Consider the following 13696-nt stretch of genomic DNA (forward strand, 5'->3'; position numbering starts at 1 on the left):
CCAGGTGCGTTGAAGGTGTAGGCATGCTGCTCTCTTTCACCATCAAGAAAAACCGCGTAAGTAGAGAGTCTCTTTCAAAGGATTTTTGAAAATGCTGCGTTTCGACGACTTGCAGATCTTCGTCCGCACCGCCGAGCGCGGCAGTCTCTCGGCCGCGGCCCGCGAGCTGGAACTGTCGCCGGCGGTGGCCAGCGCGGCGCTCAAGCGCCTGGAAAGCGAACTGGATGTACGCCTGTTCGCCCGCTCCACCCGCAGCCTGCGCCTGACCGCCGAGGGCGAGCTGTACCTGGCCCATGCCCGCGCCGCCTTGCAGAGCCTGGACGATGGCCGCCAGTTGCTGGCCGGCGGCAAGAGCGAGATCGCCGGCAACTTCCAGGTCTCGGCGCCCTCGGATTTCGGCCGCAACGTGCTGCTGCCGTGGCTCGACGAGTTCCAGGCGTTGCACCCGCGGATGAACCTGCGCCTGCTGATCAGCGACCGCCAGGCCGATCTCTACCGCCAGCCGGTGGATGTGGCCTTCCGCCTGGGCCTGCCGGGGGATTCGAACCTGGTGGCCTTGCCACTGGCCCCGGACAATCGCCGGGTACTCTGCGCCGCGCCGGACTACTTCGCCCGCCACGGCAAGCCCAGGCATCCGGACGAGCTGCAGAAGCACAACTGCCTGCTCTACATGCTCGGCGGCCGCGCCCATGAGCGCTGGCGCTTCAGCGACAGCCGCAAGCAGCACGAGGTGACGGTGCATGGCGACCGCCTCTGCGACGACGCCGACGTGGTGCGTCGCTGGGCGGTCTCGGGGCAGGGGCTGGTGTACAAGTCCTGGCTGGACGTGGCGGCCGACGTGCGCGCCGGCCACCTGGAAGTGGCGTTGGCGGGCTACCTGGGCGAAGCCACGCCGATGAACCTGTTCTGCACCCACCGCGCACAGCTCAGCCGGGCGGTGACTCAGCTGCGCGAGTTCATCCAGTTGCGCTGCGCCGAGCTGATGCGGGATCGGCCCTGGGCGTAGGCCTTAGAGGGGCTGGTAGCGGTGAATGGCGCTGCCCAGGCCCCAGATGCTGGCGAAGGCCAGCAACATCAGGACGGTCGGCAGCAGGCTCCACCAGAGGCGCGGCGCCAGGGCTGACAGCTCCACGCGGCGCTGGCTTATCCACAGGCTGGCGGCGCACACCGAGGCGCCGAGCAGGGCGCCGGCGGTGATGTCGCTGGGCCAATGGGCGCCCAGGTAGACCCGCGAAATGGAGATGAAGGCCGCCGGGATGACGGCCAGCAGCATCCAGGTCAGGCGCACGCGCGGGCTTTTCTCGCGGCTGGCCAGCACGCCGAGCACCAGGAAGAAGGCGAAGGACGCCGAGGCATGGCCGCTGGGCATGCTGAAGGCGGACAGCGGGTCGGCGATCACCTCGGGGCGGGCGCGCCCGAAGAAGTGCTTGAGCGTGGTGTTGAGCAGCGCCGTACCCACCAGGGTGCCGGCGGCGAAGATGGCGTGGCGCCACAGGCGCAGCACGGCGAGGAGCAGGGCGAGGAGGGAGCCGGCGATGAACTGGGTGCGGAAGTCGCCGACCCGGGTGACGGCAACCATCACCTCATCCAGCCAGCCCTGGCGATGCTCTTGCACCAGCGCCATCAGACCGTGGTCAAGGGCGTCCAGGTGCGGCCAGCCGACCAGCATGGCGATCAGCAGGGCGAAGCAGCCAATGGCGCCGATCAGCGCTGCGTTGCGTTCCTTGCGCAGTTCGGCGTGGATGATCAGCGCCAGCACCGCCGCGATGCACGCGGCAACCACCCCGGCCTCCGCCCAGAAACCTTCCGGCAGCGGCAGGCGCATGGCGGCGCCGGTTGCCCAGCCGGGCACCAGGTAGGCGATGGACCAGCCGGCGGCAGCGACGATCGAGACCGCGAGAAAGCGGCCGAAGGGCATGTCCAGCATGCCGGCGATCATCGGCAGGAACGGCCGCAGCGCGCCGATGAAACGACCGACCAGCAGACTGGCGACGCCGTAGCGGGCGAAGAAGCCTTCGGCGCCGGCCAGCCATTCCGGACGATGGCGCAGCACCGGCAGGCGGCGGATGTCCTGGTGGAAGTGGCGGCCGATCCAGTAGGACGAGATATCGCCCAGCAGGCCGCCGAAGAACGCCAGCGCCAGGGTTTCGCCCAGGCCCAGGATGCCGCTGCCGGCCAGCACGGCGATGGCGAAGAGCATCACCACGCCGGGCAGGAGGATGCCGATGATGGCGGCGCATTCGAGGAAGGCGACCAGGAACAGGACCCCGGCCAGCCATTGCGGGTGGGTGGCCATCCAGGTGTTGAAGGCGGCGAGGTCGATCATCGCTGAGGGGCGTCCTGAGTTCCGAGCAGGTGATAGTCGTGTCCTTCGACCTGTCCGCGACGCAGCGGGTTGCGCGTGCAGAAGGGGGCGAAGGCGGCATCGACGAAGCGGTATTGCAGGTGTTCGTCGCGGCCATGGGGAATCCCCAGGCGCGCGGCCTGGATGACTTGTGCCGGGCGCTCGCCAATGTCGTCGACGAACAATCGCTGCGGATCGAAGCGCTGGGCATCCCAGTCCGGCACCTTCAGGCCCAAGGCGCGGCAGAGCAGGGTCTGGCCGGCGCAGAGCTTGCCGATGGGGCGCTCGCTGCCGTCGGCGGCCGGGTTGAGCTGGCGCATGCGGGCCAGGGCGGCGTCGCCGGAGACGCGGTCCATCCAGGGGTGCCCTGACTTGATCAGCACCGCGTTGCCGGCGCCGCCGGCGCTGAAGTTGAGCGAATCGCCGCCGCGCGCGTAGTACATATAGATGTGCCCGCCGTCGAGGAACAGCGCCTTGCGCTTCTCGGTGTAGCCGAGGGACGCGTGGCTGCCTTTCTCGGCCAGGTAGTAGGCTTCGGTCTCGATGATCCGCGCCGACAGCCAGAGGTCGCCGACCCGGTGGCGGATCACCTTGCCCAGCAGTTCCCGGGCGACGGTGAGCGCATCGCGGTTGAAGAAGGTATCCGGCAGGGGATTGGCGTCGGGCCAGGGCAAACTTAGGTTGGGTTCGTCGGGCATCGGATTGTCGGGCCAGGAGAGCCGGTCTTAGGCTGGCGAATCATAACAACAAGAATCTTAACCATGGCTGAACGCGTCCGGGCCGACAGCGCCCACATCACCCCCAGCGCGCACTACACCGGTTACGTGTGGTTCCGCCATCAACTGGCCGAGCCGGCCTTCGCCACGACCTTCGGCCGCTGGGTGCATGGCTGCGTGGCGCCGATCAACTGGGGCGCGCGCATCGGCTTCGGCCTGAATATCGAAGACTTCCTGCTGCAGCGTCATTTGCTGATCGACGCCCGGCTCACCCAGGCCATCGAGCAGTGCGGGGTCACCCAGGTTGTGGAGATCGCCTGCGGGCTGTCGCCCCGTGGTCGGCGCTTCCGCCAGCGCTATCCGCAGCTCACTTACCTCGAGGCCGACCTGCCGCCCATGGCTGCGCGCAAGTCGGAGCTGCTGCAGGCGCAGGGCTGGCTCGACGGCAAGCACCGCGTGCGGCCCGTGGATATCCTCGCCGAGCACGGCGAGCAGAGCCTCGGCGCCCTGCTGGCCGGGCTCGACCCGAGCCGTCCGGTGGTGGTGATCACCGAAGGGCTGGTGAACTACTTCCAGCGGCCGGTGATCGAGGGCTTCTGGCGACGGCTGGCGGAGGCGCTGCGGGTATTCCCGGAGGCGACCTACCTGACCGAGCTCTATCCTGACCTGCGCGAGCATCCGCGCTACCGGCAGATTCGCTGGGGTGTGGGGCTGATCGGACGGCTGACGCGGGGTGGCTATCCGTTGCATTACCGCAGTGCTGACGAGATCGAGCAGGCGTTCATCGGTTGTGGTTTTGGCTGGGTGGGCGTGCTCGATCCGCAGGTGGATGGCGCGGGGTTGGGCTTGCCGAAGGGGCGGATGCCGAGCCTGGTGCGGGTGATCGAGGCGCGGGTTTAGATTCTGGGCCGGGCGGTTCGCGAGCAAGCTCGCTCCTACAGGGTCCCGGATGCACTGGAGCCGCTTTTTGTAGGAGCGAGCTTGCTCGCGAACGGTGCCAGGTCGTAGGGCGGATAAAGCGGAACGCTTTATCCGCCATCTCTCTTCGATTGACCCGGCTGATGGCGGATAACTCCCGAGGCGTCATGCTCCCTACGGGGATTATTTATCAGGCTGCGAAGGCCCCCTGTTGCATCGGCACGATCATCGCCGCCAGCGCCGCGCTGGCCTGCGGGTCGCCGTGGGCGAAGATGAACGCCAGCCCGTCCGCCGTGTAGCGCAGCGGCAGGATGTCCAGCTCCGGCAGCCCGGTAGCCGTCAGCTTCCAGCCCCGCGCGGGGCGCTCCGCCGGCAGACCAACCCGGATCAGCCCGCCGAAATACCCCAGCTCCGCCAGCTCGCAGCGCCATTCGCCACCTTCACCATTGCGCAGCACGGCCCGCGTGTCGGCCGGCGCCAGGCGCGCTTCGAAGCGGCGCTCCAGGTGCAGCAGTTGCTGGCGCTGGAAGCGCGTGCTGCCGGCGGCGCTGCGGGGCAGGGCTTCACCCAGCAGGAAGGGGTTGTACAACCGGGCGCAGGCGTCGCGGCGTTCGAACTGGGCCAGATGGTCGGCGTTGTGGATCAGGGCGAATTGCGCGTCCGCACAGGCGTGGGCGAACTCGGCGTGTTCCCATGGCTGGGTGAAGTGATCGTATTCGCCGGCCAGCACCAGGGTCGGGCATTGCGGATGGCGGTCGAAGCCGCCGAAGGCCAGCAGACGCTGGCTGTTCTGCCGGTAGCGCTCGATTTCCGCCGGGGTCAGGCGTTGCAACTGCCGTAGCAGCGCCTTGCGGAATACCGGGGAGACGCCGGTATCGGCCAGGCGCAGCGGGTTGATCAGGCCGGTCAGCACACCGTGGGCGAAGGGTTCCTGCTCGCCCTGCTCCAGGCGGGCCAGGGCCTCTTCCAGCAGGGCGCGGGCGCCGGGACGGCCGAAGGCGGTGATGCCGGCCAGCAGCAGGCGCGCGCAACGCCGGGGATGGCGGGCGGCGAACAGCGCCGCCAGAGCCGAGCCGTAGGACAGGCCGATGGGCATCAGCGGCGGCAACTGCAGGGTTTCGGCGAAGGCGGCGATCAGGTCGGCCAGGTCCTCCAGGCTCAGTTCTGGCGCCAGTTGCAGGTTGCCGCCCTGGCTGGGCAGGTCGAGCAGGATCACCGGATGCCCGGCGAGCAGCTCCGAGACCTCGCTGGCGAAGGAGCGGAAGCTCTGGAACGCGCCCCCCAGCAGCAGGACCGGCGGCCTGGGATCGTCTTCCCGCGAGGAGAAGGCCTGGTAATGCAGTTGCCAACCGTCCAGATCGAGCACCGCGGGAGCGGCGCTCAGCGTCTGGGCGCTGTAATCGGTGCGATAGCGCATGGCAGTTCTCCGGCGGTGGGCCGCCTCTTGTTGTTCTTCCCTGGCGCCGTGTGATGGAGGCACGGGTACATTTCGCACCAGGGCCTGCAGCCGTTCAGGCGAGGCCGATGCGAAACGACTGCAGGCCCTGAGCAAAGTAAACAGTGGATACGAATTTGTTTACCCAACCTTCGGGGGGCGATGCGCGAGGGGAACTGCCTGGGTGTCACCGTTTCGCCGCCGGGCGCCTGGGCGTGCGCAGGGATGGCGTTACCCGGACGGGCGTGAAACGGCCTGTCTACCGGCCGGCTGCTGTGGCTGGCCGGTAAGGGCGCGGTCCCGCTATAATCGCGCATTTCCCTCACGCAGACGCGTTAGATCATGACCGAGTCCGTTCTCGACTATATGAGCCGCCTGGGCCGCGCCGCCCGTGAAGCGTCGCGCGTTGTCGCGCGCGCCACGACCGCGCAGAAGAACCAAGCCCTGCTGGCCGCTGCCGATGCCCTGGACGCCGCCCGCGCCCAGCTGACCGAAGCCAACGAAAAGGACCTGGCCAACGGCCGCGCCAATGGCCTGGAACCAGCCATGCTGGACCGCCTGGCCCTGACCCCGGCGCGCATCGACGACATGATCGAGGGCCTGCGCCAGGTCGCGTCGCTGCCGGACCCCATCGGTGAGATCCGCGACATGCGCTACGTGCCGTCCGGCATCCAGATCGGCAAGATGCGCGTGCCGCTGGGCGTGGTGGGGATCATCTACGAATCCCGTCCGAACGTGACCATCGACGCCGCCAGCCTGTGCCTGAAGTCGGGCAACGCGACCATCCTGCGCGGAGGCTCCGAGGCGATCCATTCCAACCAGGCCATCGCCGCCTGCATCCAGCAGGGCCTGGCCGCCGCCGGTCTGCCGGCGAGCGCCGTGCAGGTGGTGGAAACCACCGACCGCGCTGCCGTCGGCGCGCTCATCACCATGCCCGAGTTCGTCGACGTGATCGTTCCGCGCGGCGGCAAGAGCCTGATCGAGCGGATCAGTCGCGACGCCAAGGTCCCGGTGATCAAGCACCTGGACGGCATCTGCCACGTCTACATCGACGTCGCCGCCGACCTGGACAAGGCCATCCGCGTCGCCGACAACGCCAAGACCCAGCGCTACGCGCCGTGCAACACCATGGAGACGCTGCTGGTCCACGCCGGCATCGCCGACCGCGTGCTGCCGCCGCTGGCCGCCATCTACCGCGACAAGGGCGTGGAGCTGCGCGGCGACGCCGCCACCCGCGCGCTGCTGGGCCAAGACGTGCTGGAAGCCACCGAGGAAGACTGGCGCACCGAGTACAACGCGCCGATCCTGTCGATCCGCATAGTCGATGGCCTGGACCAGGCCATCGAGCACATCAACACCTACGGCTCGCAGCACACCGACGCGATCATCACCGAGAACTTCACCGACGCCCGCCGCTTCCTCACCGAAGTGGATTCGGCCTCGGTCATGGTCAACGCCTCGACCCGCTTCGCCGATGGTTTCGAGTACGGCCTGGGCGCGGAGATCGGCATTTCCACCGACAAGCTGCACGCCCGCGGCCCGGTCGGCCTGGAAGGCCTGACCAGCGAGAAGTACGTGGTGTTCGGCGACGGGCACGTGCGCACCTGATGAAGAAGGCGCGTCCCCGGCGGATCGGCCTGTTCGGCGGCACCTTCGATCCGGTGCACATCGGCCACCTGCGCAGCGCGGTGGAGATGGCCGAACAGTTCGAGTTCGACGAACTGCGCCTGATGCCCAACGCGCGTCCGCCGCACCGCGTCACCCCGCAGGTGAAGCCGGCGCAGCGGCTGGCGATGGTCGAGCTGGCAGTGGCCGGCGTGGCCCCGCTGGTGGTCGACGACCGCGAGCTCAAACGTGACAAACCCTCCTACACCATCGACACCCTGGAGTCGCTGCGTGGGGAGCTGGATGAGCAGGACCAGTTGTTCCTGCTGGTCGGCTGGGACGCATTCTGCGGTCTGCCGACCTGGCATCGCTGGGAAGAGTTGCTGGAGCACTGCCATGTCGTCGTGCTGCAGCGCCCGGATGCCGACAGCGAGCCGCCGGAAGACCTGCGCGACCTGCTGGCGGCGCGCAGTGTTGCCGACCCGAAGGCGATGACCGGCCCGGCCGGGCAGATCACCTTCGTCTGGCAGACGCCGCTGGCAGTTTCCGCCACCCAGATTCGCCAACTCCTGTCGCAGGGGCGCTCGGCGCGCTTCCTGGTGCCGGACGCGGTGTTGAACTATATCGAGGCACACGGCCTGTACCAGGCGCCTCACTGATCAAGTTAGAGAGTCATTCAATGCAAACCGAACAACTGGTCGAACTGGCCATCGCCGCCCTGGAAGATCTCAAGGCGCAGGACATCACCGTCATCGACGTGCGCGAGAAAACCAGCATCACCGACGTCATGGTCATCGCCACCGGCAGCTCCGGCCGCCAGGTCAAGTCGCTGGCCGACAACGTGCTGGAAAAGGTCAAGGAACAGGGCGTCAAGCCCATCGGCAGCGAAGGCCAGGAAGGCGGCGAGTGGGTCCTGATCGACCTCGCCAACGTCGTGGTCCACGTCATGCAGCCGGCCACCCGCCAGTTCTACGACCTGGAGCGCCTGTGGCAGGGCGCCGAGCAGAGCCGCGCACACCACAGCGCCGAGTAAGTCCGCCGTGCGTCTGCGTCTGATCGCGGTCGGCTCGCGCATGCCGCGCTGGGTGGAGGAGGGCTGGGCCGAGTACGTCAAGCGCCTGCCCTCTGAGCTGTCCCTGGAGCTGGTGGAAATCCCGCTCAACACGCGCGGCAAGAATGCCGACGTGGCGCGGCTGATCCGCCAGGAAGGCGAGGCCATGCTGAGCAAGGTCCAGCCCGGGGAACGCATCGTCACCCTGGAAGTCGAAGGCAAGCCCTGGAGCACCCATCAGCTCGCGCAGGAGCTCGACCGCTGGCGCCTGGACGCGCGCACCGTCAACCTCATGGTCGGCGGGCCGGAAGGCCTGGCGCCGGAGGTCTGCGCGCGCAGCGAGCAGCGCTGGTCGCTGTCGCCGCTGACCCTGCCGCATCCGCTGGTGCGCATCCTGGTTGGCGAACAGATCTACCGCGCCTGGACGGTTCTGTCCGGGCACCCCTACCACAAGTAGTCGTAGCCGTTTTCGATGCCGCAGCCGATACAGCTCAAGGACCACGAGAAGGACGCCCGCCTGGTCCGCGCCCGCGTCATCGTCGGCGGGGTGGCGATCTTCCTGCTGGCGCTGGTGCTGGTGGCGCGCATGTATCACCTGCAGGTGACGCAGTACGACTACCACTCGACGCTGTCGGAAAACAACCGCGTCCACGTCCAGCCGATTCCGCCCAACCGCGGGCTGATCTTCGACCGCAACGGCGTGATCATCGCCGACAACCGTCCCAGCTTCAGCCTGACCATCACCCGCGAGCGCACCGAGAACCTCAAGGACACGCTCAAGACCCTGGTGGACATCCTCGGCCTCACCGAGGAAGACCAGGCCATCTTCGAGAAGCGCATGAAGCAGGGCCGTCGGCCGTTCGAGCCGGTGCCGATCATGTTCGAGCTGTCCGAAGAGCAGATCGCCCGCATCGCGGTGAACCAGTACCGCCTGCCCGGCGTCGACGTGGCCGCGCAGTTCGTCCGCCATTACCCGCTGGGCGAGCACTTCGCCCACTCGGTCGGCTACGTCGGGCGGATCAACGAGGCGGAGCTCAAGAAGCTCGACCCGGTGGCCTATTCCGGCACCCACCACATCGGCAAGACCGGCGTGGAAAAGTTCTACGAGAACGAACTGCACGGCACCGTGGGCTACGAGGAAGTCGAGACCAACGCCCGTGGTCGCGTGCTGCGCGTGCTCAAGCGCACCGAGCCGGTGTCCGGCCGCGATATCGTGCTGAGCATCGACAGCAAGCTGCAGGCCAAGGCCGAGGAGGCCCTGGCCGGCCGCCGTGGCGCCATCGTGGCGATCCAGCCGTCCACCGGCGACGTGCTGGCGATGGTCAGTCAGCCGAGCTATGACCCCAACCTGTTCGTCACCGGCATCAGCTTCAAGGACTATTCCGCCCTGCGCGATTCCGAAGACCGTCCGCTGTACAACCGCGTGCTGCGCGGCCTCTATCCGCCGGGCTCGACGGTGAAACCGGCGGTGGCCATCGCCGGTCTCGATGCCGGCGTGGTGACACCGGCCACCCGTGTGTTCGACCCCGGCTACTACCAGCTGCCGAACTACGACCACAAGTACCGCAACTGGAACCGCTCGGGCGACGGCTGGGTGAACCTGGAAACCGCGATCATGCGGTCCAACGACACCTACTTCTACGACCTGGCCCACAAGCTGGGGATCGACCGCCTGCACGACTACATGAGCGAGTTCGGCTTCGGCCAGCGCGTGGCCCTGGACATGTTCGGCGAGGCCGAGGGCCTGATGCCCTCGCGCCAGTGGAAGCGCGCGCTGCGCCGCCAGGCCTGGTTCCCCGGCGAGACGCTGATCCTCGGTATCGGCCAGGGCTACATGCAGGCCACGCCGCTGCAACTGGCGCAGATGACCTCGCTGATCGCCAACAAGGGCAAGTGGATCCGTCCGCACCTGGCCAAGACCATCGACGGCCAGCCGCCGGTGGACCCCGAACCGATGCCTGACATCCTGCTCAAGGACCCGAACAACTGGAGCCTGGTCGACAACGGCATGCAGCAGGTGGTCCACGGTGCCCGTGGCACCGCGCACAAGGTCGGCGCCACCGCCGTCTACCGCATCGCCGGCAAGTCCGGTACGGCGCAGGTGGTGGCGATCAAGCAGGGCGAGAAGTACGACCGCTCCAAGCTCCTCGAACGGCACCGCGACCACGCCCTGTTCGTCGGCTTCGCCCCGGCGGACAACCCGCAGATCGCCGTGGCGGTGATGGTGGAGAACGGCGAGTCCGGTTCCGGCGTCGCCGCACCCGTGCTCAAGCAGGTGATGGACGCCTGGCTGCTCGACGAAAACGGCAAGCTCAAGCCTGAATACGCGCCCCAGGCCACGGCGGAGGCAGCCAAGCCATGACCAAGAACGGCAATTTCGACCGCACCCTGTCCAACGAAGACGTGATGAAGCGGCGCTCCAGCCTGTTGCAGCGCCTGCACATCGACGGCCTGCTGCTCCTGCTGCTGGTGACCCTGGTCTCCGTCGGCCTGTTCGTCCTCTATTCGGCCAGCGGCAAGAGCTGGGACCTGCTGATCAAGCAGGCGTCCTCCTTCGGCCTCGGCCTGGGGGCGATGTTCGTCCTGGCGCAGATCGAGCCGCGCTTCCTCGCCCGCTGGGTGCCGCTGGGCTACCTGATCGGCGTGGCGCTGCTGGTGGTGGTGGACGTGATGGGCCACAACGCCATGGGCGCGACCCGCTGGATCAACATCCCCGGGGTGATCCGCTTCCAGCCGGCGGAGTTCATGAAGCTGCTGATGCCCATGACCATCGCCTGGTACCTGTCCAAGCGCTCGCTGCCGCCGGGCTTCAAGCACAGCGTGGTGGGCCTGGCGCTGATCGTGGTGCCCTTCGTGCTGATCCTCAAGCAGCCGGACCTGGGCACCGCCATGCTGGTGCTGGCCTCCGGCGCCTTCGTGCTGTTCGTCGGCGGCCTGCGCTGGCGCTGGATCGTCATGGCCGTGTCGGCGGCGGTTCCGGTGGCGGTGGCCATGTGGTACTTCGTCATGCACGACTACCAGAAGCAGCGCGTGCTGACCTTCCTCGACCCGGAAAGCGACCCGCTGGGCACCGGCTGGAACATCATCCAGTCCAAGGCCGCCATCGGTTCGGGCGGCGTCTTCGGCAAGGGCTGGTTGCTGGGTACGCAGTCCCATCTGGATTTTTTGCCCGAAAGCCACACGGACTTTATCATTGCCGTGCTCGGCGAAGAGTTCGGTCTGGTCGGGGTGTGCCTCCTGCTGGTGCTGTACCTGCTGGTGATCTACCGGGGACTTTGGATCACCGCCCAGGCGCAGACGCTGTTCGGCAAGCTGCTCGCCGGCAGTATCACCATGACCTTCTTCGTGTATGTGTTCGTCAACATTGGTATGGTCAGCGGGTTGTTGCCAGTGGTGGGGGTTCCGCTGCCCTTCATTAGTTATGGCGGAACTTCACTGGTGACCCTGATGTCAGGGTTCGGGGTTTTGATGTCGATCCATACCCATCGCAAGTGGATCGCCCAGGTTTGATGACAAGAGTGAAGAAAGGGATGCAAGTATTGCGCGCCTGGGCTGCCAGGGGAGTGCATTGGGTCGGAATCGCGGGGGCGATCGGCATGTCCGGTGCTGCTGCCGCGGGCGACTACGATGGCTCGCCGCAAGTGGCCGAGTTCGTCAGCGAAATGACCCGTGAGTACGGCTTCGCCGGCGAACAGCTCATGGCGTTGTTCCATGACGTGGAGCGCAAGCAATCGATCCTCGACGCCATCTCCCGCCCCGCCGAACGGGTGAAGACCTGGAAGGAATACCGCCCGATCTTCGTCACCGACGCGCGCATCAACCGCGGCGTGGACTTCTGGAACCAGAACGCCGAGGCCCTGGCCCGCGCCGAACAGGAATACGGCGTACCGGCCCAGTACATCGTCGCCATCATCGGCGTCGAGACCTTCTTCGGTCGCAACACCGGCAACTTCAAGGTGATGGACGCGCTGTCCACCCTGGGCTTCGACTACCCGCCGCGCGCCGACTTCTTCCGCAAGGAACTCAAGCAGTTCCTGCTCCTGGCCCGCGAACAGCAGGTCGACCCGCTCAGCCTGACCGGCTCCTACGCGGGCGCCATGGGCCTGCCGCAGTTCATGCCGAGCAGCTTCCGCGCCTACGCCGTGGACTTCGACGGCGACGGCCACATCAATATCTGGAGCGACCCGACCGATGCCATCGGCAGCGTCGCCAACTACTTCAAGCAGCATGGCTGGCACACCGGTGAGCCGGTGGTGTCGCAGGCCGAGCTGGGCACCTCCACCGCCGAGGACGCCATCACCCAGGGCCTGGAGCCGCAACTGAACCTCGGTCAGCTACGCTCTCAGGGCTGGCGCACCCATGACGTGCTGCGCGACGACCTGATGGTCACCGCCATGCGCCTGGAAGGCGACCAGGGCCCCGAATACTGGGTTGGCCTGCCGAACTTCTATGTGATCACCCGTTACAACCGCAGCGCCATGTACGCCATGGCGGTGCATCAGCTGGCCGGCGAGATCGCCAAGGCGCGAGGTGTCCATTGAGCAAGCGAATCGCAAGTCCCGGCCTCTGGTCGCTGGCCGCCTGCGTTGGCCTGAGCACCGTGTTCCTCGCCAGCTGTACGGGCAACCGCGCGCCGCAGCAGCAGCCAGTCGCCAGCGGCGGCATTTCCGGCCCCTACGACTACAACCGCCCGCACCGCGACGGCGCGCCCTGGTGGGACGTCGACGTTTCGCGCATCCCCGACGCCGTGCCGATGCGCCATAACGGGCCGGTGAAGAACAACCCCTACACCGTGCTGGGCAAGACCTACTACCCGATGAACGACGCGCGTACCTACAACGTCGTGGGTACCGCGTCCTGGTACGGCACCAAGTTCCACGGCCAGGCCACCGCCAATGGCGAGCAGTACGACCTGTACGGCATGACCGCCGCGCACAAGACCCTGCCGCTGCCCAGCTACGTGCGCGTCACCAACCTGGACAACGGCAAGAGCGTGATCGTCCGGGTCAACGACCGTGGTCCGTTCTATTCCGACCGGGTGATCGACCTGTCCTTCGCCGCGGCGAAGAAGCTCGGTTACGCCGAAACCGGCACCGCGCGAGTCAAGGTCGAGGGTATCGACCCGGATCGCTGGTGGGCCTCCCAGGGCAAATCGCAGCCGATGATCATGGCGCTGCCGAAGATGGCCCCGCAGCAGCCGGCCGCCGCGCAGCCCCAGGCCGTGGCCATGGCGCAACCGATCGAAACCTACACCCCGCCGCCCACGCAGCACGCAGCGCCCGTGGCGCCGGTTCAGATCGACTCAAAAAAAAACGCTTCATTACCAGCCGATGGCCTGTATCTCCAGGTGGGTGCCTTCGCCAACCCGGACGCTGCGGAGCTTCTCAAGGAGAAGGTCGGCAGCCTGACGGGGGCGAAATCCTTTATCAGCTCGGTCGTGGTCAACCAGCAGACCTTGTACCGAGTGCGCCTGGGGCCGATCAACACGCAGGATGAAGCAAGCCGGATGCAGGACAGCATCCGCGTGGCCAATCTTGGCCAACCCAAGCTCGTGCACCTGGACTGAGTCTCCACGGCACGAGCCGCAGTGGTCCGCAGAGGCCGCGGCATGAGTTCCCCCTCGAGGG

Annotated in this window: 13 protein-coding genes; 10 read left to right on the top strand and 3 right to left on the bottom strand. The window is 67.1% G+C overall.

The features are described 5' to 3' along the window. Positions 1 to 91 precede the first annotated feature (91 nt). On the top strand, positions 92 to 1006 hold the full coding sequence (locus ACAW63_RS08440; protein WP_371232985.1) for a LysR family transcriptional regulator: 915 nt from the start codon (positions 92 to 94) through the stop codon (positions 1004 to 1006). A 3-nt stretch (positions 1007 to 1009) separates the two neighbouring features. Here the strand turns inward: ACAW63_RS08440 and ACAW63_RS08445 are convergent, their stop codons facing one another. Together ACAW63_RS08445 and ACAW63_RS08450 are read right to left on the bottom strand one after the other, a co-directional pair. Continuing rightward, the gene (locus tag ACAW63_RS08445) at positions 1010 to 2326 is read right to left on the bottom strand and encodes a bifunctional DedA family/phosphatase PAP2 family protein (RefSeq protein ID WP_371232986.1); all 1317 of its coding nucleotides are present in this window, start codon (positions 2324 to 2326) and stop codon (positions 1010 to 1012) included. Next, the gene (locus ACAW63_RS08450) at positions 2323 to 3042 is read right to left on the bottom strand and encodes a DNA-3-methyladenine glycosylase (protein ID WP_371232988.1); all 720 of its coding nucleotides are present in this window, start codon (positions 3040 to 3042) and stop codon (positions 2323 to 2325) included. Before ACAW63_RS08450 ends, ACAW63_RS08445 begins: the two co-directional genes overlap by 4 nt. A gap of 63 nt (positions 3043 to 3105) precedes the next feature. On the opposite strand from ACAW63_RS08450, the gene ACAW63_RS08455 reads away from it, so the two are divergent. Next, entirely contained in the window at positions 3106 to 3960 is an 855-nt protein-coding gene (locus ACAW63_RS08455; protein ID WP_371232990.1) for a class I SAM-dependent methyltransferase, read from the top strand. A gap of 208 nt (positions 3961 to 4168) precedes the next feature. Here ACAW63_RS08455 and ACAW63_RS08460 read toward each other — a convergent pair whose 3' ends face one another. Continuing rightward, positions 4169 to 5395, bottom strand: a complete 1227-nt coding sequence (locus tag ACAW63_RS08460; protein ID WP_371232991.1) for an alpha/beta fold hydrolase — start codon at positions 5393 to 5395, stop codon at positions 4169 to 4171. Between the two features lie 360 nt (positions 5396 to 5755). Here ACAW63_RS08460 and ACAW63_RS08465 point away from each other — a divergent pair, with 360 nt between their 5' ends. Genes ACAW63_RS08465 through ACAW63_RS08500 form a run of 8 tightly spaced genes read left to right on the top strand, consistent with a single transcriptional unit; the run spans position 5756 to position 13635 of the window. Continuing rightward, positions 5756 to 7021 (top strand): glutamate-5-semialdehyde dehydrogenase, encoded by a 1266-nt coding sequence (locus ACAW63_RS08465; RefSeq protein WP_371232992.1) that lies wholly within the window; start codon positions 5756 to 5758, stop codon positions 7019 to 7021. Further along, positions 7021 to 7677, top strand: a complete 657-nt coding sequence (gene nadD, locus ACAW63_RS08470; protein WP_371232993.1) for a nicotinate-nucleotide adenylyltransferase — start codon at positions 7021 to 7023, stop codon at positions 7675 to 7677. Before ACAW63_RS08465 ends, nadD begins: the two co-directional genes overlap by 1 nt. 20 nt (positions 7678 to 7697) lie before the next feature. Next, the gene (gene rsfS / locus ACAW63_RS08475; protein WP_275610048.1) at positions 7698 to 8051 is read left to right on the top strand and encodes a ribosome silencing factor; all 354 of its coding nucleotides are present in this window, start codon (positions 7698 to 7700) and stop codon (positions 8049 to 8051) included. A 7-nt stretch (positions 8052 to 8058) separates the two neighbouring features. After that, the gene (gene rlmH, locus ACAW63_RS08480; protein ID WP_371232996.1) at positions 8059 to 8526 is read left to right on the top strand and encodes a 23S rRNA (pseudouridine(1915)-N(3))-methyltransferase RlmH; all 468 of its coding nucleotides are present in this window, start codon (positions 8059 to 8061) and stop codon (positions 8524 to 8526) included. Between the two features lie 15 nt (positions 8527 to 8541). Next, positions 8542 to 10431 carry a penicillin-binding protein 2 gene (mrdA, locus tag ACAW63_RS08485; RefSeq protein ID WP_331319811.1) on the top strand — a complete coding sequence of 630 codons (1890 nt, stop codon included), beginning with the start codon at positions 8542 to 8544 and terminating at the stop codon, positions 10429 to 10431. A 44-nt stretch (positions 10432 to 10475) separates the two neighbouring features. Then, positions 10476 to 11579 (top strand): rod shape-determining protein RodA, encoded by a 1104-nt coding sequence (gene rodA, locus ACAW63_RS08490; protein WP_371234610.1) that lies wholly within the window; start codon positions 10476 to 10478, stop codon positions 11577 to 11579. A gap of 8 nt (positions 11580 to 11587) precedes the next feature. Continuing rightward, a complete protein-coding gene (mltB, locus tag ACAW63_RS08495; RefSeq protein ID WP_371234612.1) occupies positions 11588 to 12610 on the top strand; it encodes a lytic murein transglycosylase B in 1023 nt (340 codons plus the stop codon). Further along, positions 12607 to 13635 carry a septal ring lytic transglycosylase RlpA family protein gene (locus tag ACAW63_RS08500; RefSeq protein ID WP_371232998.1) on the top strand — a complete coding sequence of 343 codons (1029 nt, stop codon included), beginning with the start codon at positions 12607 to 12609 and terminating at the stop codon, positions 13633 to 13635. The genes mltB and ACAW63_RS08500 overlap by 4 nt, the downstream gene beginning before the upstream one ends. The last annotated feature ends 61 nt before the right edge of the window (positions 13636 to 13696 follow it).

Source organism: Pseudomonas sp. QE6 (assembly GCF_041379005.1).
Taxonomy (GTDB): Bacteria; Pseudomonadota; Gammaproteobacteria; order Pseudomonadales; family Pseudomonadaceae; genus Pseudomonas.